This window comes from Campylobacter portucalensis (assembly GCF_009690845.1).
Lineage (GTDB): Bacteria > Campylobacterota > Campylobacteria > Campylobacterales > Campylobacteraceae > Campylobacter_B > Campylobacter_B portucalensis.
Window position 1 is genome coordinate 1 of sequence record NZ_VWSJ01000010.1, and the last position, 21,339, is coordinate 21,339.

Consider the following 21,339-nt stretch of genomic DNA (forward strand, 5'->3'; position numbering starts at 1 on the left):
TACCCCTGAGCTATTCCCGCAATCTAAAACAGAATTGAAGTCATAGCAAAAGTAAGCTTAAAATTTTATTATTTTTTGAAAAAATATAGTATTTTTTAAAAATTTCAAGCAAATATAAGAATTTTTATGTAAAATTACACCATCAATATGGGGTTATAGCTCAGCTGGGAGAGTGCTTGAATGGCATTCAAGAGGTCGGCGGTTCGATCCCGCTTAACTCCACCAATTAAGTTTTTTTAAGTTTCTTTTCTTTCTTTTTATTTGCTTTTAAACACCATAAAATCAAGTTTTTCTATGCTTTTATGTATTTTTATTTTCTTTTACGATATAATTATTTTCAAATAAATTGCGTAGTTATTAGGGTGGTGGATAATCATTAGCGTAGTTTTTGATAAAAAGGATTAAAATGGCAAATATCTTAAAGGCAAATTTATTAGATAAAGATATAAGAAGCTTAGAAATTTTATCTAAACAATACAAAAAGAAAGTTGGCAATCCAAAAGAGCTATACATCTGGATAAATCCAAGTGGGATGAAGACTTTTTCGGTAGAATATCAAAGAAATAAATTTAAAAAAATAGGTGAATTTAGAGAAGGTATTTATAGCGTAGCTGAAGCTAGGCGTGATGCTTTGACGATTTTAAAATATTTTAAGAGTGGTAAAGATATAAATACAATTATGGGTAATAATGAAAAATATCTATATAAAATTTATTTAACACATATATCAAACAAAAGCTAAAAAATAGCATAAGCCAAAGCTATATCGCCAAAATAATCAAACAACACCAAAACTATATCTTGCCAAACTTTGACAATAAAGATATAAAAACTATAAAATATTCTGATATTTTTGCGGTTTTAAATGCTATTTTTAATCCAAATAACCCACGCACTTCAAGATTAGAGACAATCCACCGCTTAATCAATGATATTGATAAGGTTTTCAGCCTAGCTCAAAGAGATGAATATATCACCTATAATCCAAGTAAAGAGCTGCACAGAGTATTCCCTACTACTAGTCGCTTTACGCTTGATAAATTTGTAGATACTAGACTTCCAGCATTAACCGATAAAGAAAAAATTAAAGAGTTTATCATAGATTTAAAGATGGATAATAAGCTTGATTTATCAACTAAAAGAGCTATCTATCTACAAATTCTTTGCGTTAATCGCCCATTTAATACAGTTAGTGCTAAGTGGAGTAATATGGATTTAGAAAGTGAAATTTAGACTATTAAAGCAGATGAGATGAAAACCAAATCAACTCACGAAATTGCTCTAAGCTCTTACGCTCTTAAAATATTAAAAGAACAACATATGTTTAAAATTATTGATAGCTCATTTGTCTTTCCAGCCCTTAATGCAAACGGACATCTACATAGAGACACACTAAGCAAGGCTATAAGAAATTTAGGTGGCAAAAATAAATATAGTGGCATTGCTACTTCGCACGGATTTAGGGCTACATTTAGAACTATATGCTCTAAAAATAAGGCTGAACTTTTGAATTTAGGCATAAGTGAAGAAGTAATTGAGAGTGTTTTAGCTCATAAAGAGTTAAACGCAGTAAAACACTCATATGAAAGAGACAAAGCCACTATAGAACAAAAAACAAAGTTAATGCAGTGGTATGTGGATTATTTAAATTCTATTGAGCCACTTGGAATTTAAAATAATTAAATAAATATATTTTATTTAATTATTAAAGAAAAAAACTCTTTTTTAATGACAAATTCATAGAAATTCATTTTTTTGTTTTCTTAATGGATGTAAAGCCCTAAAATACAATATTCTAAGGCTTTATATGAATGGTTTGCTTAAAGCGGATAAAAAGTTAAAAAATTTTTTATTGTTTGAAATTATCTTGTAAAATTTACCATCTAATTGTTTTAATAAAATTTTTATTGCGTGTATTCCGCAAATCTCTACTTCTAATTTCGGTAGTTAAATTTTTAAGATTTATTCCATTTGGATTATCTTTAATTATCTCTTTTGTATATTCAAGGACTTGAAATTGCTTATCATTCATTGCATAAAGCATAAAATCATCAAATTTAAGACTTAAATTTGCTGTATTAATAATAATGGCTTGCGGTTGTGTATCATCTCGTTGCTTCATTGGCTCTAGTGTTACAATTAACATATTTTCTTTTCTTTCTCTTTTTTCATAAAATAAGCTTTATCACAACTATCAAAAAACGCCGTTGCTCCCTTATACGCTTTATTGTTTTCTCCTGTAAAATCTTGTTTGTTTTGATGATTTAAAAACCAAACGCCAGCATAATAATCTCGCATATTTTGAAGTGCATCAAGCGTTGGCATTACTGCGTCATCGTAGCTCATACTTCCGCTTAAAAAGTTTCTAATGCTGTCAAAAATGATTAAAGTGTCTTTATAATTTTCATTAGCGGTCGCCGATAAACTAAAAATAAGCGTTTTTGGGTCTATATATTTTTTGGCTTTTTTAGCCGAGCTTATATATTTTAGTTGTCCTTCATATTTATTTAAAATTTGCTCTAAACCACAATTTTTAAGTGTTCCTAAGCCATTATCCATATCTACATAAATAACTTTTTTAATCACTTTATTTTCAAACATATAAGTAGCTAAATAAAGTGTTGTTAAACTTTTACCGCTTCCTGGCATCGCATAAAGACTTATTAGTTTATTACTCTCAGCAAAGCCATTTTGGATTATAATCCGCTATATCTTTTTGGCGCTAACAATAGATTTAAATTTTCCAAATCTATTACTTTGCTTGTCTTGGAATTTTTATCTTTTTCCATTTTTTCTACCCTACTAAGCACATTATTGTAACTATTGATAAAATATATCAATTGATTAGCTGTTAATTCCTTTTTGTTTATTGTCTTCATTTCCATACCAATCTTTTTTAAGTTCTAAATATCTTTTAGCAAATATGGTATTTTTATCAATTAAATTTTTAGCGGCATTGTCTATCTTTTCGTTGAGATTTTTAAGCGTAATGTTGTTTGTCACTAGATTAATGGCTTCGGTTATTTTTTCTACTTTATCTTTTTCTTGCCAAATAGCGTATTCATCATTCCAATTGTAAAAGTCGCTTTCATATCGTTTAGCAACTTCTACAAATTCCATCATTTGTTCTTGTGTTAAAACATACTCTTTGTAGTTTTTATGTCCCCATTTTTTATAATTATCATTGTCTTGTTCTTTTAAACTTCCCAAAAACAGCCTATCTTTCATCTCTTGCGGTAGTTTTTGTATAACTTTTGTTCTAGCTAGATTAAATTCATCTTTAATCTCAACCAAAGAGTTATTTAACTCTAAAATTTGACTTTGTAGTGTTTGATTTTACTCTTTAATGGTTTTATCTTCATTTTCAAGCTTGATAATTTTTACCATATTTTCATCTAATTTATTAAGGTAATCTAATTTAAATTTATCAAGCTCATCTTTGGTGATTAACTCCCTATCTCTAATTTTTTGGCGATAATAATTTACTTCTTGCTCTAATTTTGCGTAATCAGCCCTATTGGCTCCATTTTGTTTTAACTGCTCTCTTAGTTCTTTATTTATCTCATTAATATCTTTTAATTTCGCAAGTTCTGCTTTTAAAAATCTATGTTCTTGGATTTGATATTGCTCTTTTAATACTTTTCTCTCAGCAATTGCCTTATTTTTAGCATACTCTTGGCGATTTAAATGTTGCGGTGCTCTTTCTTTGAAACTAGCATAATCTTTATCACGCTCCATTTCTAGCTCATTTGCTACTAGTGTTTGAAGTTCTTTGTGAATTTTGTATCTATCTTTTGATTTATATCTATTAATACCTTGCTTATCTAGCGTAAAATTCAATATGAGCGTGTAAATTTGGATCGAAAATAAAATCGCCATTTTCATCTTTTAAATATTCTCCATTAATATCTTTTAAATAGTGCCCCTCATCATTATCTTTTTGATAGTATATTCTAACTCGCTTTATTTTCCATTCATCATCATCTTCATCAAAAAAAATATTTTTAAATTTTTTCATTTTTAATCCTTATAAATTATTTTTTAGCCCTTGTGGCGTAAAAATCTCATTTATCACTCTTGCATTTTGTAAGGGTGTATAATGGCTAATCTCATCGCCACAAGGGCTTGAATTAGAAATTTGAGTATTTATTTGAGACAAAAATTGAGTAATTTGAGTTTGCGATTGTTCTAGCTTTGTGAGCTTTTTCATATGTTTATTTTTTAATTTTTCTAAATCTCTTTGATATTTAGCATTTTCATTTTTTATTTTGATTTGAATACTAAGCAATTGTTTGCATTTTTGATTTATAGATTTTATATTTTTATCGATATTTTCTATCATTAAATTATTCATTATTTAGCTCCTTTTCTAAGAGATAAAAGCCACGCATTAATGTCGCTTCTAAAATACAAAATTCTTTTGCCTACTTTTATAAATGGAATATTTGTCCCATTTACATAATTTTTTCTTAATCGCATTTTATTTTGAGCTCCTATTGTGATGCCAAATTCTGCTTCTAATTGTTTAGGCGTAAGCCACTCCTTATTTTGAATTTGAATATCCTTCATTCAATCTCCTTGTTAAAATTTTATATATAACAGCCGGTGAAAAACTTAGAGATTTAAGAAATGCTTTTGGGCTTAGTCAAGCTCAATTTGGAAATAGAACAGGTATTACAAGGGGAAGTATAGCTTCTTATGAAAACAATATAAATCCATTAAATAAAAGTGCAAAATATAAAATTTTACAAGCAACCGGCATAGGGGATGAGTATTTTGATACAGATATGCAATTATGGGAGGCTTTTAGAAAATACAATATAGATCCCGCAAATTTAAAACTAAAATCTCTAACTGACACTATAATAGCTTTTCGTAATAGCATAAAAGATTTTGCAAATAATACACAAACACCAAAATTTCTTAACACAAAAATAGAATATTTAAAATTTATAGCAGAATATGAAAATGCCGAGTGCGTCTTTATAAAAGTTGTTGGTAAAGAAGCCCAGCCATTGGCAAATAATGGCGATATTTTAGTAGTTATACAAGACGAACATCAGAGAATACAAATTGGATAATTATTAAAATAAACAATGATACGCTTATAAAGCAATATCTACTTACTAGCAATGATGAAATTAGTTTAAAATCATCAAATGATGATAATTATAAATTTAAAATCAGAATTTGAAAAAGAAGTAAAAGTTTTAGGCATAATTAAATCTAAAATTTCAGTAGAAATTTTATAAATAAAAAATAAATAGCGTAGTAATTAACAAAGTTAAAAATCTTTAAATGCTTAAAATACCAGTATTTAAGAAATTTAAAGAGTATTATACGAGCGAGCTTAACGCTATTTTTAAATTTAAATCAATCTTTTATAATTCGCTTGAATTCCATTTTCATCATACTTTTTAGCTTTTTTAATTATTTTTGATTTCAATTGTGATATAGTAATATTTCTAATAAATTAGGTTATTTTTAGAGTAAATTACCATATTAAAGGCTATCTAATGGCAAATATAAACAAATCAAATTTTTTAGATAAAGACAGGAGTAAAAAAAGCAATATGTTAAAGCAGTTGGCAATCTAAAAGAGCGTTATGATTATGTAAATCCTGGCTATATAAAAACTTTTTCGCTTTATTGTAATAAAAAATATATGAAAATCAAAAATTTAGAGAAAATATTTACAGCACTAAAAAAGTAAGAAAAGATGTCTTAAGTAGTTAAAAACGGCATAAGTAAGAATTGTATCAAAAAAGCTTTAAAAATGCACGAAAAATATATTACAATATAGATATAAAACAGTCAAATATAGCAATATTTTAAGCGTTTTAACGTTATTTTTAATCCAAGAAAGAGCCACTTAGAGACAATGCATCGCCTTATAAATAATATTAACAAAGTGTTTGTAATCGCTTAAAAAAAAGATAAATATATCGTCCATAATACAGCCAAAAGAATTTCTACTTCCAATAATCTTAATCTAAGCAAGGCACAACTCTTTTATCATTAATAACAAAAGTGATATTAAAGCATTTTAAATAGACTTGCTTATATTATCCAAAGGCTATAATTTTTAAGTGCTTCCTATTCTTCTTTGAATGATAAATTTTATAAATTATAAATTTTGATTTATATGGTATAGAAGTGCCATTTAAACCAGCAAACAAACCAAAAGTGACAACTAATGCTAAAGATATAAATTTAAAACGTTTTAAATATTTTCTCCTTTTTAAAAAAATAATATGAGCATTATACCCCCTCCCCTTTTTTTAAGGTTAGTTTGAAAGTGTGTAAAATTGTGTATTTTTTGAAAATCTATCGATTTTGGTAGAAAATTAAGTTTTATGTAAGATATAAATGGGATTTAGGTTTTGTTAAAGCCTAAATTTATAAGATTTATTTAGGCTTTTAAATATTAAAAATAGAAAGAGTAGCTAAGATAAGGCTTTAAATTTCTATTTTTTATGCTATTGATGTAGTTTCCTGATTTATCTTTATGGTTTTTGAAGTAAGCGTAGTCATACTTTACACCAAATTCTAAGCCATGATGATCGGCTACGATGTATTCTAGGCCTAATTTTGTACCTATTAACCAACCAGTACCGCTATAGCTGATACTATAGGTTTCTGAGTGACTTACGCCATCGCCACCGCCGTTGCTAGCATCATTATTTAATTTATCGCTTATAATAGAAGTCCCTGTATAAGCACCAACTACTGCTTTGAGATCATTTGTGATTTCTGGCGTGTAGTCAAAACCGATATATAGGTTGTGAGTAGTGGCTTTGGATGTTTTGCCGTTTTTGCTATTTTTTGCTTTAAATAAATACTCATAACCGCCATAAGCTCTAAAATCACCAAAATTATAACCACCTTTTATACCAAATCCAGGAGTTGATTTGCTAAATTTTACTTTTTGATTATTTCCAAGATGATTTTTTTCTGGATGGATTGAAATATCTGATGAAGTTTTGCTATATATACCCTCAACGCCTACAAAAGCACCTTTATGTGCATTTAATGATGAAGCGACTAGCAAGCTAGCAACAAAACTAAATTTAACTAAATTTTTCATTTACTCTCCTCTTAAAAATATCGTGTAATTTTACCCCCCCCTCCTTAAAGTTGGCTGAAATTTTAGAAAAATGGTGGAAATTGTAAAATTTATTGCAAAGAGTGATTTTATAAGGTTTAATTAAATCGCAAAAAAGCATTGATATGACTAAATTTAGCACTACAATTTTAAAAAGAAGATAGAAACGACATTTAAATTTAAAGATAAACACAACTTGTAATAAAACGCCTTAAAAAATTATATTAGACAAGTAGTGATTTTTAGCAAATCAAATGTATTTAAAATTGATTCTAATGCTACTAAATTTAAAAAATCTTTATTTAGTAAAATTTTTGCTTGCAATTATGAGTAAAGCTAAGTTTTTAGTTTTGCTAGTGATTCTAAAATAGTTTTTATTTAATTGTATATAAATTATCTTTCTAAACATAGAAAAATATTTGTTTATTAGAATCATTAAAATCTATCAGAAAAAAGATATTTTAAAAATCGGCTCAATTTTAAATTAAATTTAAATACAGATATTTTTTGAAAATTTTAAATATTTTAAGGCTCAAAAAGAAAAATTTAATAAAATAACCATATTGTCTTAGCTTCAACATAAAAATTTTTACATTTTTGTGATTATTTTAAAATTTTTCTTATATCTTTTAAAAGTGATATAGATGCTTCAATTTCAACTTTTGTTTTTGAAATGCTCTCAACATTTACGCCAATTGATATGCCTTTATTTTTTGAGTATGTATTTAAAAACTTAAACATATCAAGGCTAAGAGAGATTGATTTTTCTAGCATATTTTGACTGTTTAAAAGAGTTTTTTCTATCTCTTTTCCTACATAAATTCCAAGCCATTTCATAAAATTTAGCATTTTAGACGAACCGCAAGGAGTTAGTGTAAAAATAATTTGTCTTTTTTCTATACTCATTTTTGCATAATCATCTATAAATTTTTTTGCACTTTCTAAATCATAAACGGCTTGAGTTATAAAAAATTTGCATCCAAATATGCTTTTTTTAGCCACTCTAAAATGCTCATCGTTTTTTAGATTATGTCGTTCAGGTATGCAAATACCGCCCATTAAGGTATTTGGATTTAGGCTATTTTTGATTTTATAAGCATCTTTTAGGCTAAATTTAACGCTATCTTTACTGGAACTTGATCCTACGAAAACGACAGGATTTTTATTTTTATTGATAAAATTTAAAAACTCATCTTTTGAAAATTTATTTACCACTTTGTAAATCACAGCTTCATAATCATTTAGAAATTTTTCATGATAAATTTCTGGCTTTATCGTATCAAAAAACTCAAAAATTCTCTCATCACTATTTCTTAAACTCTCATCTTGCAAATCATAAATAATAAATCCATCTATCAAATCAGATGGAATTCTATTTTTTAATTTTGATGAAATTTCATATGTTTTATCTATACTTGTTCCGATTTTAGGAGGCGTAATGCCATATAACAAAACGCTTCCTTCTTTTAATTTTTCACAAAGCATATTAAACTCTTGAAATTTTTGTCGCCTCTACTAAATTTTTAAGGCTTGGCTTAACCTCTTCCCATTTTCTAGTTTTAAGCCCACAATCAGGATTTATCCAAAGACGTTCTTTTGGTAAAACTTCTAAAATAGCTTCAATTTGTTTTACCATCTCTTCGACGCTTGGAATTCTTGGGCTGTGGATATCATAAATTCCAGGCCCTACTTCAGCCTTATATCCAGCTTCTTTGAAAATTTTTAGTAGCTCATTGCCACTTCTTGCTGTTTCTATGCTTATAACATCAGCATCCATTGCTTCAATCGTTTTTATGATATCGTTAAATTCGCTATAGCACATATGAGTGTGAATTTGAGTTTTTGGAAATGCTAAACTTGTGGATAGTTTAAAGGCTTTTATGGATGAGTTTTCATAATCTTTAATGTTTTCATCTCTTAAAGGATATCCCTCTTTAAATGCAGCTTCATCAACTTGAATTATCTTAATGCCTGCATTTTGCAAATCATTAATCTCATCAGCTATTGCTAAAGCAACTTGAGTTGCTACTATATCTTTTGATTCATCATCTCTTACAAATGACCAATTTAGTATGGTTACAGGACCTGTTAGCATACCTTTCATAATTTTTTGAGTTAAACTTTGTGCGTAAGTTATCCACTCAACCGTCATCGCTGCAGGTCTTGAAACATCAGCGTATAAAAGTGGCGGTTTTACGCATCTACTTCCATAACTTTGAACCCAACCATTGCTTGTAAAAGCAAAGCCATCTAACATCTCGCCAAAATACTCAACCATATCATTTCTCTCAGGCTCTCCATGAACTAAAACATCTAAATCAATCTCTTCTTGGAATTTAACACAATCTTTTATGTAATCTTTTATATGATTTGTATAAACTTCGCTATCAATAAGCCCTTTTTTATAAGCATTTCTCATTTGGCGAAGCTCTGTAGTTTGTGGAAAACTTCCTATGGTTGTTGTTGGTAGAATCGGATATTTTAACTCATCTCTTTGAATTTTAATCCTCTCTTCAAAAGATAAATCTCTTTGAAATTTAGTTAAATTTTCAACCCTATTTCTAACGCTTTTTTTATGCACGATAGTCGATGTTTTTCTGCTTTGATTTGCTTTTATATTTTTATCTAAATCATCGCTTCTATCAACGCCATTTAATAAATCTCTTAATAGAGTAATTTCATCAAGTTTTTCTATAGCAAAACTAAGCCAATTTTTTAAATTTTCATCCAAATTATCTTCATATTTTAAGCTAAAAGGCACATGTAAAAGCGAGCAACTTGTCCCTACATATAGCCTATTTTGATTAATTTTTTCTTTTAGTTTGCTTATAAATTCTAATTTTTTAGATATATCACTTTTCCATATATTTCTTCCATCTATCACGCCCGCAAAAAGGGTTAAATTTGAATTTGCTATTAAATCCAGACATTTTTCACAAAATTTACCATAAACATAATCTTGCCCTATTCCCCAAATTCCGCTTTCAATAACATCTTTTATCACATTTGTAGAGTGTTCAAAATACGTAGAAAAGAGAATTTTTAGATCTTTAATGCTTGAAAATTTAGTATAAACTGGCTTTATAAATTTAACTAAATTTTCGCCTTTAGAGGTTGAAAAAATCGGCTCTTCAATTTGGATTATTATATCTTTTTTAATGCTAGCAAGTTCGCCTAGAAGCTTTTCATATTCAGCAACCAAATCATCCAATAAATCAAATTTATCACTATCATCAATAGTTTTAGAAAGAGCAAGAAAAGTTATAGGTCCAATTAGATTAAATTTTAAATTTACCCTATTTTCAATTGCAAAATTTAACTCATCTATAAATTTCTTAGAATTTAGGCTAAATTTAGTATCTTTGCTAAGTTCAGGCACGATATAATGATAATTTGTGTTAAACCATTTTGTCATCTCAAGAGCATGAAGAGATGAATTACCTCTTGCAAGAGCAAAATATAGCTCTTCATCTTTTAGATGGCAAAAACGCTTAGGAATGGCATTAAATGCAACAATATGATCAAGCATAATATCATATAAACAAAAGTCATTTACACTTACTAAATCTATATCTTTTTGATAATTATAGTGTCTTTTTTTAAGCTCATTTGCTACTTCTAAAACCTCGCTAAATTCGGCCTTTTTAGTCCAAAACTTTTCTAAAATAAATTTTAACTCTCTCTTTTCTCCAATTCGCGGAAAACCAGTTACGAAACTTTTTATCATATTTTATCCTTTTAATTTTATTTGTATTTTATATTTGATTGAACATATTTTAACGCATTTCGAAAATAGTGATTGGAATCTTAAAGCCAGTTAGTTTAAAAAATAACTTTTTTGTATTAAAAATGGTAATTATAGTAAATTTTATACCAATGAAACAAAAATATCTAAATTTTTTGAAGTCCCTTTTCCATGGGATAAAGCATACAAAACTCCCTTAATAAAATGAATTTTGTAATTCTACTAATAAATCACTTAATGTTTTATTAAATTTAATTAAAAGTTAAAAAATCTCAGATAATATTTTAAGAATTTTTTTAGGAGAAGTTATATGAAAGTTTTTAAAATTTTTATTTTTACATTTATATTTTTTTCAAATTTAATTGGAGGTGAAAAAATGAGAGAAATATATTTAGCAGGCGGTTGTTTTTGGGGCGTTGAGGGGTATTTTAAAAAACTTGATGGTGTTTTAAAAACAGATGTTGGTTACGCAAATGGCAATAGCAACAATACAAGCTATCAAATTTTAAAAGATACAAATCACGCTGAGGCTTTACATTTAATCTATGATGAACAAAAGATAAATTTAAATGATATTTTAAGACACTTTTTTAGAGTAATTGATCCAACTTCTTTAAATAGACAAGGCAACGATATCGGCACTCAATACAGAACAGGAATTTATACAACTGACAAAAAAAGCCTAGATATAGCTAAAAAATTTATTGAAGATGAGCAAAAAAATTATGATAAAAAGATAGTGGTTGAAGTTGAGGAGCTAAGAAATTTCGTTATAGCAGAAGAGTATCATCAAGATTATTTAGATAAAAATCCTGGCGGGTATTGTCATATAGATCTAAATTTAGCAAACATTCCTTTAGAAAAAAAATACAAAATTCCTAGCAAGAAAGAGCTAAAAGAAAAATTAAGTGATATTTCTTACTCAGTAACTCAAGAAAATGCTACAGAAAAACCATTTTCTAGCGAGTATGATAATTTTTATGAAAAAGGGATTTATGTAGATGTAGTAAGCGGCGAGCCACTTTTTAGCTCTACTGATAAATTTGATGCAGGATGTGGATGGCCTAGTTTTTCAAAACCAATCAATGAAAAAATGATTCAAACAAAAAAAGATTTTAGCCATATGATGATTAGAACAGAAGTTCGTTCAAGTCAAGCAAATAGCCATTTAGGTCATGTATTTAATGATGGTCCAAAAGATAAAGGGGGCTTGAGATACTGCATAAATGGTGCTTCACTAGAGTTTATACCTTTTGAAAAAATGGATGAGAGAGGCTATGGCGAGTATAAGAAATTTGTAGAATAGTTAAATTTTAAATTTAAAAATAAAACACTAAAATTTTGGCGGAATTTAAATTTTTGATTTTATTCTGCCAAAATTTAGCAGTTTTAATTTTATAAATTTTATACTAGTTAATAGCTATTTTATCGCTAATATTAAAATTTATTAGTGTTTTGATAACCTATTACGTGGTTATTTTAAGTAAGTTTTTTATTAAACTGCATAAAATATCTATTTTGAAATTTACAAATAGTTATTTATAGATAGTTTGACTGTAAAAATTAAGATTTAATTTATTGGTGGAGTTATACTCGTTTGATAAATTTGTCTATAAGTCGTTAATATAGAGATTTTAGAATAATTAGTTTTTATAAGTCCGTAAAAAGTCCGTTATAAAAAAACTTAAATTATCACTTATTTTTAGTCTTTAAATTTTGGTCTTTTTTTTGGAGCCGAATTATAGACTAAAGTAAAGCGACTATAATGCAAAAATAAGATTAAAAAAACTCTATAGTTGTAGTCCAACTTCTGTCTATCTTATGGGTGGCTTTTTTGATGATAAATTTATGCGTCTTACCATCATCAAATAAAATATTTATAAAACCCCCTGCAAAGAATGCTTCACCCATTATCTCCATACTACCTTTAATCTCTAGGTTGTTTTGATTTTTAAGTTTGCTCTTGGCTAGCTTTAAAGCACTATCTTTATCTTTTGCCATAGATGTTATATTTAGACAAGGTTCTTGTGTGCCAACTCTTGCAACTTTATATTTTGCTCCTTTTGTATCATGCCATCTAACTTCACAGCTTTTATACACCTCTTTTTCTCTTTTTTTATAGGTTAAGGAGATGCTATCATCTGCGTTATAGAAATAATTCACTCTGTGGCTGTTGTTATCCCTGTCATAAAAGATTAAATACCCATTTTTTACACAAAATGTTAGCTCTAAATCTTTTGCTATTTTATGACATAAATTCATATCACTTTTGTCATGTTGTTCTAAAACAGTAATCTCATCCATCCTCTCAAAATCTATCTTTGTTTCATAGCCATTTTCTTTAGCAATAGATTCAATTATCTCTTTATAGCTTTGGTTTTCAAAGGTTCGGTTTTTGTTTTTTGTAAAATCACTCATAAAATCAACACTCACAGCCTCTATGCTAAAGCTTTTTTTATAATCCACGCTCACACGTGATATTATAAATTTACCTAAAAATAGATTATTTATAAATACTTCTATACTATCTTTCATCCTTGGTCTTGCATTGTGATAGCTCATATTTGCTATAAATCTATCGGCTAAATCTCTTTCATTGTCTTCTATGCTTATGCTAGTCCAGTTAAACTCATCTGTTTTATCAACTCCGTTATAAAGTATTTTTATACTTGGTTTATAAAAGCTTCTTAATCCCATAAATATTTAACCTCATCAACTTTTTTTAACTCTAAATTTGGCAAATTTACTAAATCCCCTCTATCTAAACTGTCTTTATGCAAAATATCTGCATTTGCTCTTAAAAAAAGAGCATAAATATCACTATCTAAAGTTTTATAAATTTTAAAACATATCATATCTAAGGTATCACCATCTCTTGCTATATAAATATCCATATCTTTTTTATCCTTTATCTAACTCTTTTTGAAATATACCTATAGCTTTGTTTTGTGCTTCATCAGTAAAGTCTAAAAGTTCATCATCTAAATTTGCTCTTTTTTGAATGTAGTAATATGGTCTTTTTCTTATACCACTAGTTAAGCCCTCTGTTACTGTGTAGCCACTTACACTATGCTTTTTACTAGAGATATAGAATTTACCTTTTTTATATCTACTTGTTTGAGTACCAAACTTATTTCCAATATCTGGTCTTGCGACTCTAGCTTGCATAAAAGGGGTTATAAATTTAGATGTAGATGTAAGTCTTATGCTTAAGTCACTGCTTCTAGCTCGGCAACCATTTAGCCTTTTATTATGTAGATACTTCTTTTTAACACTATGTTTGCCATAAATATAGTCTTTTTGTAGATTTCTTACCTTTGTAAGAGTTCTATTAAGGGCGTTTTTTACTTGCCTTGTAATCTCTTTGTCAGTAAAATCTATCTTTATCATAAAAGTAGTCCTTTAACTCCAAATTTATTAAAAGCACTTTCATTGTAGTCATCTATGATAGCTCCTGTTATGGATAGCTCTTTGGTGTAGTAAATAGTGCTATTAAAACTACCTTTTACAAAGTTACCAAGTTCTACACTATACTCAGTTATAAAAATATGCTTGAAATTTACCATATCAAAGCTATTTATCCTTAGTGGTCTTGCTTCCTTTATAAGAGTTTCAAAGCCTATAAAAAATTTAATATCCTTAAGCAAAATCTTAGCCTTAAAGCTAACTACTTCTGAGTATCCTCCCATATGAGAATAAACTGGTCTTGTAAGGGTATCTTGTTTGTCTAAATTTACATTTAGAGTTTTTGATAGTCCTGCGATATTATGCTTTACTAAAAAAAGTATCTATCTATTTGTATAAGCATTAATCCCCTCCTAGATAGTAGCTATTTTTATCTATAAATTTTGCAACCTCTTGCGGTGAGGCACTGCTTCCGTACATGTTAATATTTATAATCCTGTCATCGTTAATTTGTTTTGTAGTGTGGTTGTCACTTTGATAAATTTGACTTCCAGCTATGAGTTTATTTAGATCACCTTGCGTTGTTTGAGTAGTAGGCTCTTTATTTCCAAAACCAAAAAAGCCTTTTACTCCACTTGTGATTTTGTTAGTCATATTTCTTACCCATCCAAATTTACCATCAAGCCAGTTAAAAAGTGGCTCAAAAAATGCCTTTATATCATTTACAACATTTAAAGCGGTATTACTTAGTGCTTCTCCCCACTCCTTGCCCTTTAGTTTAATTATATCTATACTTAGTCCTATAGCTGTTATTATATTATCTAAGGCTCTAAATGGGTATAAAAGCATATTTATAACTCCTCCTACTACTTGTCCAAAGCTTACTCCTTTTGCTTCAAGCTGGGCTAATTTTTCCCTACTTTCATCACTTCTTGCAAATATACTAAAAAATGAAATAAGTTTTTCTTTTAAAAAATTAAAAATATTGCTAAGGCCACTAAAGGTATTTTTAAAAGCAGTTATGGTTGGCTCTAGTCCTTGAGATAAGCCTTTGAAAAAGCCACTAAAAAATGATTTTAACTTATCCCAGTTCCTATATACAATATAAGCAACCGCGGCGATAGTAAGAGCTATTAAAGTAATGGGATTTGTTAAAAATGCTAAATTTATGCTTTTTATACTAGCTATAACGCCTAAAGCCATACCTGAAAATGATTTTTTAATAGTAGCTAAGGCTAGAGTGGCATTAAGCCCTATATTTGTAAAATCAAGTCCTAAAAAAGATTTTTTAAAACTCAAAACATCAATGGGAAGTTTTAAAAGCATAGCCCTAAAACTTGAAAGTCCTATGGTTGCAAGTGGTCCTGCCATTTTAATACTTAAAAGTGCTATATTTAAAGATATAACCGAAGTTATTGCTATTGCTATGGCTTTAGTTAAATTTGGAAAATTGCTAGCAAAGCTAGCTATTCCTTGAGATACTTTTTGGATAACCTTAACTACTCTATTTAATGCAGGTAAAAAAACATTTCCTACATTTATGCCTATTTCTGATATGTTGTTTTTTAGAAGCTGGATATTGTTTGCTGTGGTGGCACTTTTGTTTTGAAACTCCTTTGTCATAGAGTTAAGATAGATAGCTTCATCTGAAACATTAGCTAAAGTATCTTTATATGTATCTAGTCCATTTACTAAAAGAGCTATGTCTGCACTAAATCCCCTACCAAATAAATCAGTTAAAATTTGAAGTTGTTTATCTTGATTTGGCATATTTTTAACAGCTTCTAAAAAGCCTATAATTGTCTTTTGTGGATCTATGTTCATCTGTTTTTCTAGCTCTGTTGTAGTCAGCCCAAGCTCTGCAATGGCATTTTCTGCTTTATCCCCTAAAGATGATATATTTTTAAGTTGCAAAAGTAGCGTTTTGCTAGAAGTAGCGGCTAATTCAGGAGTTTTACCAAGGCTTAAAAACGCAGCTGAAAGTGCGGCTGCTTCTTGTGCTGTTAATCTAACAGTTTGAGATGCTCCACCTATACGCTTTAGCACCTCTACAACCTCACTTGCTTTTGCGGCTGAATTATCTGAGAGATGGTTTATAGCATCACCTAGTTTTGTAACTCCTGCTATATCCATATTAAAGATATTCATTAGCTTACCCATACTATCTCCAGCCTGATGTGCTGAAGTATCAAAAGCTACTCCCATTTTAGCTGCGACATTAGTAAATTCTATAAGCTGACTTTTAGCAATCCCAAGCTGACCTCCAGCGGCGGTTATAGATGCTAACTCATTTGCACTCATAGGGATAACTCTACTAAGCTTAACTATCTCACCGCTAAACTCCTTTAGCTCCTTATTGCTATCAAAATCAACTACTTTTTTAACATCTGCCATACTCTCTTCAAAATCTATGGCAGTTGAGATCGGAACGGTTATACCTTTTACTACACCAACAGTAGCTATGATATTACCAGCTAAGCTTTTAAGCCTTTTGTTAGCATCGCTTATGTCAAGGTCTAGCTTTGCTTTTTGGGTTGTTTTTATCTTTTTCTTTAACTCATCAAGTTCTTTAAAGGTTTTTTCTTTTTGCTCAAAACTAAGCCCTTTTATTGAAAGCTTACTTACTCCATTTTTGTAAGCTTGCATAGCATCTTCTAATCCACGAGATAGGCTCTGGTTTAAAGTGCTAGTTTCGCGGTTTATTCTGTTAAGGGCTGTATTTAGCTGAGATAGATCTACTTCAAAGGTAAGTGTTGCGTTTTTTGCCATTTTTACATTGCCTTTTTTATGTTATAATAGTTAAGTTTTAGATTTTTAAATACAATGTAAGGGGTGAATAATGATAGAATCGGCAGTGCTTTTAATTATCTACTTTATAGCAGGTTTATTTGTACCATTGTTTTTTGCTCTATATGTTGTTTTTGTTCTACCTTTTAAGGTAGTTTATTTTATATACCATAAGTTTTTTATAGAAAAAAACAAGGTTAATAAAACAGATAGTTATTTGCTTAAATATAAAAAAATTAAAATTTAGCTCCACTTAGCTTTTTTGCTATCATATAGTAATCTACAAACTCATTAAATGTAAAGTTCATTATATCGCTATGGGTGAAATTTAAGGTATAGCCTATTAAAGCTATACCTTCTCTTAGTTTTTTTCGCTAAATCCTGTAAGCTGTGCTACAACTTCGCTTATCTTTCCTATCTCAGCTACTGGTAAAGAGTTTATAAACTCCTTATCCATCTCTCCATCGCTCATATCTATAAGCAGGCTAACAAGCTTTTCAACATCGTTTTTTGAATTTTCAGCTTTTTGCACCTGTGCTAAAGTTGGAGCTTTTAAAACTACACTTTGTCCATCGCTAAAAATGAATTCCTTAAATTCAGGTTCTATTTTTTTAAGCACTCTAACTCCTTTTTATAATCTATCAACTCATTTGCAAGTAGCTCAAACTCTTTTAAGTCCATTGGTTCATTTAAAGAGTAAATAATACTATCTTTAACTCTTGCTATTTTACTTTTTAGCTCATAAATTTTATCATCTTTGATTTTTTTAAGCCCTATCTCATATATTTGTCTATTTGTCATTAATTTCCTTTATAAAATATTTTTTCTAATTGGTTCATAAATATCTTTGCCATTTGCTTCATAAATGCTATTTATAACATCATAAAGCAAAAGTGTCTCTTTATCTGCTTCATATTTTACAAAAGTTGCACTCATTTCAAAGCTTAATTCTGCTTCTGTATTAATCTCAAATTTTGGAGCATTTAATACTTTTAAATTTCCCTCAAAAGTTACTACTACTCCAACTTCTCCATCCATATGAGTAAGATTACTTTTAACATAAATTTTATGTCTTTTTGCAGTATCAAGTAATCCAAAATAGATTTTATCTACTTTATTTATCGTAAAAGTTGCAGTTAATGGTTTAAGTGTAGGCAGGATATATTCATATTTGCCTATTTGCCCTGATGTTTCTATAACTTCGTGTTCAAAAGTTGGTGGCTCGTGGCTTTTTAACTCGCCAAACATTTCTATACCCTCAACAAAAAGATTTCCACCAGTTATTGCTTGTGCTGATAATATATTTTTAATCATCTTCTATCCTTTTAGCTCTTCTATTAATTTAATTGAGTAGTTATCCACTCTATAAATTCTATTAGTAATATTTTTAAGTAAAGGCATCTCTTGGACTTCGTGCTTAATGTAAATTTTACCTTCTGCTACTGTTTGATTATCATTTAAATCTTGTGGCACTGTAACTAAAAAGCCAACTACGACATTATTTGCAACTAATCTTCTATAAAACGCTTCTAAGCTATCAACTACATTTTTAAGCACATCTCTCATTTTCTTATCAATAGCTCTTTTTTGTGCATCAAAGATAGTATCTATGGCGGTATAAAATATAACATATGTATGAAGTGAGCTAAAGTCCTCATCTCTTGTTTCTCCTCCCCAAGCTCTAAGTCCATCATCTGCTATAATTGCTGTTATACCATTTGCTCTAAGTCTATCAGCTTCGCAGCCCATCCCTTGAATAAACTCAACCTTTTGTTCTACTTCTATAATACCCGAAATAACCCTATTTGAGTAAGTTTGGCTAAATCCATACTCCGTTTGACTCATAACAGAGGCATATAGTGAGATTAAAAAAGCACTTGCAGGGCGGACAACCTTATCAACCCTTGCAACCTTTTGATAAGTGATAATAGCTGTTTTTGTCTGTAAAGTATCCACTGCTAAAAGTGCTTCTGTTTCAGTTGTGGCATCTACTTCTATAGCATAAACTGCTCTTAGCCACTGAGCAACTTGCTTTAACTTCTCATATACTCCGCTATCGTTATACTCAGGTGCTAGAATAAATTTAGGCTTTACTTTAACTGAACTTTCAGCTTTTTTAAGATTATCTATTGCATTAAGGCATCTTTTTAAATTTTCTCCATCTTGTGAGTCCTCTTTTTTAAAGCTAGATAGTACTATTTGAGTATAGATGCCTGTAGCTTTAAAGTCTTCTAGGGCGTTTTTGATAGTCCCTTCTCCTACCTCATCAAGGGCTTTTTCAATAGTGCTAAAAACATGCAATCCAGGATCTAAGGTTGTATCATCTCCAACTAAAGCTATCGGCCGTGAGTTTTCTATTTTGTAGGGGTTAAGTGAGCCATTATGTAACTCAACATTTACACCAAATTTGCTTGCCATTTTTTCTCCTTTGTAAATTATGGAAGTTTTAATTAGTTTAGTTAAATTTAGGGGTTTTTTATATATTGTAATATTTAGCTAATTTTAACTCTATTTAACCAACCATTTAAGAAGTGGGCGTATCTAGTAGGGTTATTATCAGCTAGTCTTTTATAATATCTTTCAAATTTATCTTTATACTCCACTTCAAATTTCATAGGATTATAACTATTTAAAGCTTTTAAAGTGTTTCTACCTGCAATCCCAACTGCACTTACTCCTACTACATCTTGAGTGTATCTAACGGCTCTATTAATGCCTACATTGACTGCAAATTTAAACATTAAATCAGCCGTTCTATATGGAAAAACATCATCAAGCCCCATCTTATCCCAAAAGTTTTTTTTGTAAAAGTCCTCTACCAAATCAGTCAAATTTCTGTCTTTGTAGCAAAACTCACTTGCCCTTTTATTCCCATACTCTTTTATATGCATTTTAATAATACCCCAACCACCCCAATCAGGATAAGCCTTTTCATAAATACCCTCTTTTTCAGGTATTTTAAGTAAGTTTATAATCTCAATCTCTTTTATAGTTCTTATATCTCTATTTCCTATATAGGGATAAACATGTAAATTTAACATCTGATGCTGTTTTTTAATATAATTAGGAGTTAAATTTGAAGCTTTTATATCAAGCCACTTTTTTGCTATGGTTTTAAAATTTGCATCTTTATCTATACTATTTTTTAGCTTTATATCTATACCATCTTTAGCGTCTTGCCTTAATTTTTCGCTTATCTCTCTAGCTTTTTTTTAAACTTAGTTTTGGATAATCTCCTAAATTTACTCTTTTAATTTTTTGATCAAGTGGGCTTTTATATTCTAAAGCAAAATACTTCCTGCCATTTGGTTGGATAAATATATAAAGCCCTTTTCCATCACTTTTTTTATAAACTTTTTCTTTTGGCTTCATATTTTTAATCTCTATATCTTTAAGTGGAGTTGGTATCTTTGGCAAATTAAATCCTTTTAAATTTTTTAACGGAGTAAAAATTTGATATTTTCTCCTACTCCGTATTATATCCGTTAAAACTCTTTAATTCAATATTATTTTACATTATCTGTAATAACTCTTAATTAGCCTTAATAAGTGCGATAAAATGGGCTTTTAATTAGCCTTTATTAATTTAAATTATTTGTAACTATATGATATATGGTGGAGTTAAGCGGGATCGAACCGCCGACCTCTTGAATGCCATTCAAGTGCTCTCCCAGCTGAGCTATAACCCCATATTGATGGTGTAATTTTACATAAAAATTCTTATATTTGCTTGAAATTTTTAAAAAATACTATATTTTTTCAAAAAATAATAAAATTTTAAGCTTACTTTTGCTATGATTTCAATTCTGTTTTAGATTGCGGGAATAGCTCAGGGGTAGAGCACAACCTTGCCAAGGTTGGGGTCGCGAGTTCGAATCTCGTTTCCCGCTCCATATTGATGTTTGTTAAGTGCCCGGATGGCGGAATTGGTAGACGCAAGGGACTTAAAATCCCTCGGATTTTTTTTCCGTGCCGGTTCAAGTCCGGCTCCGGGCACCACCAGTAGTTTTGTTCGGCGACATAGCCAAGTGGTAAGGCATGAGCCTGCAAAGCTTTGATCCTCAGTTCGAATCTGAGTGTCGCCTCCACAATGCAAAATGGTATAAATATCACTTATGTTAGTTATATGGTATAAATTTATTTAAACGTATAGTTGGCATAAAGTATATTTAAATAAATATCTAGTGGAAGAATACATAAAATTTTTACGGAAGATGGCTGAGCGGTCGAAAGCGGCGGTCTTGAAAACCGTTGAGGGTAACACCTCCTGGGGTTCGAATCCCTATCTTCCGGCCAT

27 protein-coding genes, 6 tRNA genes and 1 pseudogene are annotated in these 21,339 nt (G+C 29.4%); 11 read left to right on the forward strand and 23 right to left on the reverse strand.

The features are described from left to right. Positions 1–149 precede the first annotated feature (149 nt). The 4 genes from F1B92_RS03890 to F1B92_RS09100 all read left to right on the forward strand — a co-directional run bounded on the left by F1B92_RS03890 (position 150) and on the right by F1B92_RS09100 (position 1,674). Positions 150–225, forward strand: a tRNA-Ala gene (locus F1B92_RS03890). A 181-nt stretch (positions 226–406) separates the two neighbouring features. Further along, the gene (locus F1B92_RS09090) at positions 407–742 is read left to right on the forward strand and encodes an integrase arm-type DNA-binding domain-containing protein (RefSeq protein WP_229770911.1); all 336 of its coding nucleotides are present in this window, start codon (positions 407–409) and stop codon (positions 740–742) included. A 35-nt stretch (positions 743–777) separates the two neighbouring features. Then, positions 778–1,233, forward strand: a complete 456-nt coding sequence (locus tag F1B92_RS09095; protein WP_407643628.1) for a phage integrase central domain-containing protein — start codon at positions 778–780, stop codon at positions 1,231–1,233. A gap of 18 nt (positions 1,234–1,251) precedes the next feature. Then, a complete protein-coding gene (locus tag F1B92_RS09100) occupies positions 1,252–1,674 on the forward strand; it encodes a tyrosine-type recombinase/integrase (RefSeq protein ID WP_229770913.1) in 423 nt (140 codons plus the stop codon). Between the two features lie 202 nt (positions 1,675–1,876). On the opposite strand, the gene F1B92_RS03900 is transcribed toward F1B92_RS09100, so the two are convergent. From F1B92_RS03900 to F1B92_RS03930, 8 genes are read right to left on the reverse strand one after another with little or no spacing between them, the layout of a single operon-like run. Continuing rightward, positions 1,877–2,146 carry a hypothetical protein gene (locus F1B92_RS03900; RefSeq protein ID WP_195836286.1) on the reverse strand — a complete coding sequence of 90 codons (270 nt, stop codon included), beginning with the start codon at positions 2,144–2,146 and terminating at the stop codon, positions 1,877–1,879. Further along, the gene (locus F1B92_RS03905) at positions 2,140–2,703 is read right to left on the reverse strand and encodes an ATP-binding protein (RefSeq protein WP_326833086.1); all 564 of its coding nucleotides are present in this window, start codon (positions 2,701–2,703) and stop codon (positions 2,140–2,142) included. The genes F1B92_RS03900 and F1B92_RS03905 overlap by 7 nt, the downstream gene beginning before the upstream one ends. Then, positions 2,697–2,840 (reverse strand): hypothetical protein, encoded by a 144-nt coding sequence (locus F1B92_RS09105; protein ID WP_229770914.1) that lies wholly within the window; start codon positions 2,838–2,840, stop codon positions 2,697–2,699. Before F1B92_RS09105 ends, F1B92_RS03905 begins: the two co-directional genes overlap by 7 nt. Positions 2,841–2,844: 4 nt before the next feature. After that, positions 2,845–3,294 (reverse strand): hypothetical protein, encoded by a 450-nt coding sequence (locus tag F1B92_RS03910; protein WP_154570601.1) that lies wholly within the window; start codon positions 3,292–3,294, stop codon positions 2,845–2,847. A gap of 42 nt (positions 3,295–3,336) precedes the next feature. Continuing rightward, positions 3,337–3,840 (reverse strand): hypothetical protein, encoded by a 504-nt coding sequence (locus F1B92_RS03915; protein ID WP_154570602.1) that lies wholly within the window; start codon positions 3,838–3,840, stop codon positions 3,337–3,339. After that, complete coding sequence (locus F1B92_RS03920; RefSeq protein WP_154570603.1) at positions 3,821–4,018, reverse strand: hypothetical protein; 198 nt, start codon at positions 4,016–4,018, stop codon at positions 3,821–3,823. The genes F1B92_RS03915 and F1B92_RS03920 overlap by 20 nt, the downstream gene beginning before the upstream one ends. A gap of 9 nt (positions 4,019–4,027) precedes the next feature. Then, positions 4,028–4,354 carry a hypothetical protein gene (locus F1B92_RS03925; protein WP_154570604.1) on the reverse strand — a complete coding sequence of 109 codons (327 nt, stop codon included), beginning with the start codon at positions 4,352–4,354 and terminating at the stop codon, positions 4,028–4,030. Next, complete coding sequence (locus F1B92_RS03930) at positions 4,354–4,569, reverse strand: MerR family transcriptional regulator (RefSeq protein WP_154570605.1); 216 nt, start codon at positions 4,567–4,569, stop codon at positions 4,354–4,356. Before F1B92_RS03930 ends, F1B92_RS03925 begins: the two co-directional genes overlap by 1 nt. Before the next feature lie 26 nt (positions 4,570–4,595). On the opposite strand from F1B92_RS03930, the pseudogene F1B92_RS09495 reads away from it, so the two are divergent. After that, a pseudogene (locus F1B92_RS09495) lies at positions 4,596–4,763 on the forward strand (helix-turn-helix domain-containing protein); the annotation flags it as partial. Between the two features lie 24 nt (positions 4,764–4,787). After that, positions 4,788–5,081, forward strand: coding sequence for a hypothetical protein (locus F1B92_RS09110; RefSeq protein WP_229770915.1), 294 nt, complete (start codon positions 4,788–4,790; stop codon positions 5,079–5,081). 1,346 nt (positions 5,082–6,427) lie between these two features. Here the strand turns inward: F1B92_RS09110 and F1B92_RS03940 are convergent. The 3 genes from F1B92_RS03940 to metE all read right to left on the reverse strand — a co-directional run bounded on the left by F1B92_RS03940 (position 6,428) and on the right by metE (position 10,832). Further along, on the reverse strand, positions 6,428–7,087 hold the full coding sequence (locus tag F1B92_RS03940) for an outer membrane beta-barrel protein (protein ID WP_154570606.1): 660 nt from the start codon (positions 7,085–7,087) through the stop codon (positions 6,428–6,430). 621 nt (positions 7,088–7,708) lie between these two features. Beyond that, positions 7,709–8,590 (reverse strand): methylenetetrahydrofolate reductase, encoded by an 882-nt coding sequence (locus F1B92_RS03945; protein ID WP_154570607.1) that lies wholly within the window; start codon positions 8,588–8,590, stop codon positions 7,709–7,711. Position 8,591: 1 nt separating this feature from the next. Next, entirely contained in the window at positions 8,592–10,832 is a 2,241-nt protein-coding gene (gene metE / locus F1B92_RS03950) for a 5-methyltetrahydropteroyltriglutamate--homocysteine S-methyltransferase (protein ID WP_154570608.1), read from the reverse strand. Between the two features lie 328 nt (positions 10,833–11,160). Between metE and msrB the strand changes: the two genes are divergently transcribed. Beyond that, a complete protein-coding gene (msrB, locus tag F1B92_RS03955; RefSeq protein ID WP_154570609.1) occupies positions 11,161–12,156 on the forward strand; it encodes a peptide-methionine (R)-S-oxide reductase MsrB in 996 nt (331 codons plus the stop codon). A gap of 473 nt (positions 12,157–12,629) precedes the next feature. On the opposite strand, the gene F1B92_RS03960 is transcribed toward msrB, so the two are convergent. From F1B92_RS03960 to F1B92_RS04015, 12 genes are all read right to left on the reverse strand, one after another. Then, positions 12,630–13,547 carry a phage late control D family protein gene (locus F1B92_RS03960; protein WP_154570610.1) on the reverse strand — a complete coding sequence of 306 codons (918 nt, stop codon included), beginning with the start codon at positions 13,545–13,547 and terminating at the stop codon, positions 12,630–12,632. Then, a complete protein-coding gene (locus F1B92_RS03965; protein ID WP_154570611.1) occupies positions 13,538–13,744 on the reverse strand; it encodes a tail protein X in 207 nt (68 codons plus the stop codon). The genes F1B92_RS03960 and F1B92_RS03965 overlap by 10 nt, the downstream gene beginning before the upstream one ends. Positions 13,745–13,751: 7 nt before the next feature. After that, a complete protein-coding gene (locus F1B92_RS03970; RefSeq protein ID WP_154570612.1) occupies positions 13,752–14,240 on the reverse strand; it encodes a hypothetical protein in 489 nt (162 codons plus the stop codon). Continuing rightward, on the reverse strand, positions 14,237–14,539 hold the full coding sequence (locus F1B92_RS03975; RefSeq protein WP_154570613.1) for a hypothetical protein: 303 nt from the start codon (positions 14,537–14,539) through the stop codon (positions 14,237–14,239). Before F1B92_RS03975 ends, F1B92_RS03970 begins: the two co-directional genes overlap by 4 nt. A gap of 118 nt (positions 14,540–14,657) precedes the next feature. Next, the gene (locus tag F1B92_RS03980) at positions 14,658–17,024 is read right to left on the reverse strand and encodes a phage tail tape measure protein (protein ID WP_154570614.1); all 2,367 of its coding nucleotides are present in this window, start codon (positions 17,022–17,024) and stop codon (positions 14,658–14,660) included. A gap of 379 nt (positions 17,025–17,403) precedes the next feature. Continuing rightward, positions 17,404–17,661 carry a hypothetical protein gene (locus tag F1B92_RS03985; protein WP_195836287.1) on the reverse strand — a complete coding sequence of 86 codons (258 nt, stop codon included), beginning with the start codon at positions 17,659–17,661 and terminating at the stop codon, positions 17,404–17,406. Then, entirely contained in the window at positions 17,646–17,843 is a 198-nt protein-coding gene (locus tag F1B92_RS03990; RefSeq protein ID WP_154570615.1) for a hypothetical protein, read from the reverse strand. Before F1B92_RS03990 ends, F1B92_RS03985 begins: the two co-directional genes overlap by 16 nt. Before the next feature lie 9 nt (positions 17,844–17,852). After that, complete coding sequence (locus F1B92_RS03995) at positions 17,853–18,356, reverse strand: phage major tail tube protein (protein ID WP_154570616.1); 504 nt, start codon at positions 18,354–18,356, stop codon at positions 17,853–17,855. Between the two features lie 3 nt (positions 18,357–18,359). Continuing rightward, on the reverse strand, positions 18,360–19,460 hold the full coding sequence (locus F1B92_RS04000; protein ID WP_154570617.1) for a phage tail sheath protein: 1,101 nt from the start codon (positions 19,458–19,460) through the stop codon (positions 18,360–18,362). A gap of 74 nt (positions 19,461–19,534) precedes the next feature. Next, positions 19,535–20,239, reverse strand: coding sequence for a phage integrase central domain-containing protein (locus F1B92_RS09460; RefSeq protein WP_326833087.1), 705 nt, complete (start codon positions 20,237–20,239; stop codon positions 19,535–19,537). A gap of 4 nt (positions 20,240–20,243) precedes the next feature. Beyond that, positions 20,244–20,459, reverse strand: a complete 216-nt coding sequence (locus F1B92_RS04010; protein ID WP_154570619.1) for an Arm DNA-binding domain-containing protein — start codon at positions 20,457–20,459, stop codon at positions 20,244–20,246. Positions 20,460–20,655: 196 nt separating this feature from the next. Continuing rightward, positions 20,656–20,731 (reverse strand) — tRNA-Ala (locus F1B92_RS04015). A gap of 129 nt (positions 20,732–20,860) precedes the next feature. Between F1B92_RS04015 and F1B92_RS04020 the strand changes: the two genes are divergently transcribed. From F1B92_RS04020 to F1B92_RS04035, 4 genes are all read left to right on the forward strand, one after another. Next, positions 20,861–20,935, forward strand: a tRNA-Gly gene (locus tag F1B92_RS04020). A gap of 18 nt (positions 20,936–20,953) precedes the next feature. Next, positions 20,954–21,041 (forward strand) — tRNA-Leu (locus F1B92_RS04025). Positions 21,042–21,056: 15 nt separating this feature from the next. Continuing rightward, positions 21,057–21,130: transfer RNA gene (locus F1B92_RS04030), tRNA-Cys, on the forward strand. A 120-nt stretch (positions 21,131–21,250) separates the two neighbouring features. Next, positions 21,251–21,338, forward strand: a tRNA-Ser gene (locus F1B92_RS04035). Position 21,339: the final 1 nt, after the last annotated feature.

Bases quoted from the DNA above. Each gene is read 5' to 3' on its own strand.
- F1B92_RS03990 (WP_154570615.1), bottom strand. From the start codon at position 17,843: ATGACAAATAGACAAATATATGAGATAGGGCTTAAAAAAATCAAAGAT.
- F1B92_RS03975 (WP_154570613.1), bottom strand. From the start codon at position 14,539: ATGGGAGGATACTCAGAAGTAGTTAGCTTTAAGGCTAAGATTTTGCTT.
- F1B92_RS03900 (WP_195836286.1), bottom strand. From the start codon at position 2,146: ATGTTAATTGTAACACTAGAGCCAATGAAGCAACGAGATGATACACAA.
- F1B92_RS09110 (WP_229770915.1), top strand. From the start codon at position 4,788: ATGCAATTATGGGAGGCTTTTAGAAAATACAATATAGATCCCGCAAAT.
- F1B92_RS03980 (WP_154570614.1), bottom strand. From the start codon at position 17,024: ATGGCAAAAAACGCAACACTTACCTTTGAAGTAGATCTATCTCAGCTA.
- F1B92_RS03965 (WP_154570611.1), bottom strand. From the start codon at position 13,744: ATGGATATTTATATAGCAAGAGATGGTGATACCTTAGATATGATATGT.
- F1B92_RS03930 (WP_154570605.1), bottom strand. From the start codon at position 4,569: ATGAAGGATATTCAAATTCAAAATAAGGAGTGGCTTACGCCTAAACAA.
- F1B92_RS03920 (WP_154570603.1), bottom strand. From the start codon at position 4,018: ATGAAAAAATTTAAAAATATTTTTTTTGATGAAGATGATGATGAATGG.
- F1B92_RS09100 (WP_229770913.1), top strand. From the start codon at position 1,252: ATGAAAACCAAATCAACTCACGAAATTGCTCTAAGCTCTTACGCTCTT.
- F1B92_RS03945 (WP_154570607.1), bottom strand. From the start codon at position 8,590: ATGCTTTGTGAAAAATTAAAAGAAGGAAGCGTTTTGTTATATGGCATT.
- metE (WP_154570608.1), bottom strand. From the start codon at position 10,832: ATGATAAAAAGTTTCGTAACTGGTTTTCCGCGAATTGGAGAAAAGAGA.
- F1B92_RS03995 (WP_154570616.1), bottom strand. From the start codon at position 18,356: ATGATTAAAAATATATTATCAGCACAAGCAATAACTGGTGGAAATCTT.
- F1B92_RS09090 (WP_229770911.1), top strand. From the start codon at position 407: ATGGCAAATATCTTAAAGGCAAATTTATTAGATAAAGATATAAGAAGC.
- msrB (WP_154570609.1), top strand. From the start codon at position 11,161: ATGAAAGTTTTTAAAATTTTTATTTTTACATTTATATTTTTTTCAAAT.
- F1B92_RS03925 (WP_154570604.1), bottom strand. From the start codon at position 4,354: ATGAATAATTTAATGATAGAAAATATCGATAAAAATATAAAATCTATA.
- F1B92_RS03940 (WP_154570606.1), bottom strand. From the start codon at position 7,087: ATGAAAAATTTAGTTAAATTTAGTTTTGTTGCTAGCTTGCTAGTCGCT.
- F1B92_RS04000 (WP_154570617.1), bottom strand. From the start codon at position 19,460: ATGGCAAGCAAATTTGGTGTAAATGTTGAGTTACATAATGGCTCACTT.
- F1B92_RS03970 (WP_154570612.1), bottom strand. From the start codon at position 14,240: ATGATAAAGATAGATTTTACTGACAAAGAGATTACAAGGCAAGTAAAA.
- F1B92_RS03960 (WP_154570610.1), bottom strand. From the start codon at position 13,547: ATGGGATTAAGAAGCTTTTATAAACCAAGTATAAAAATACTTTATAAC.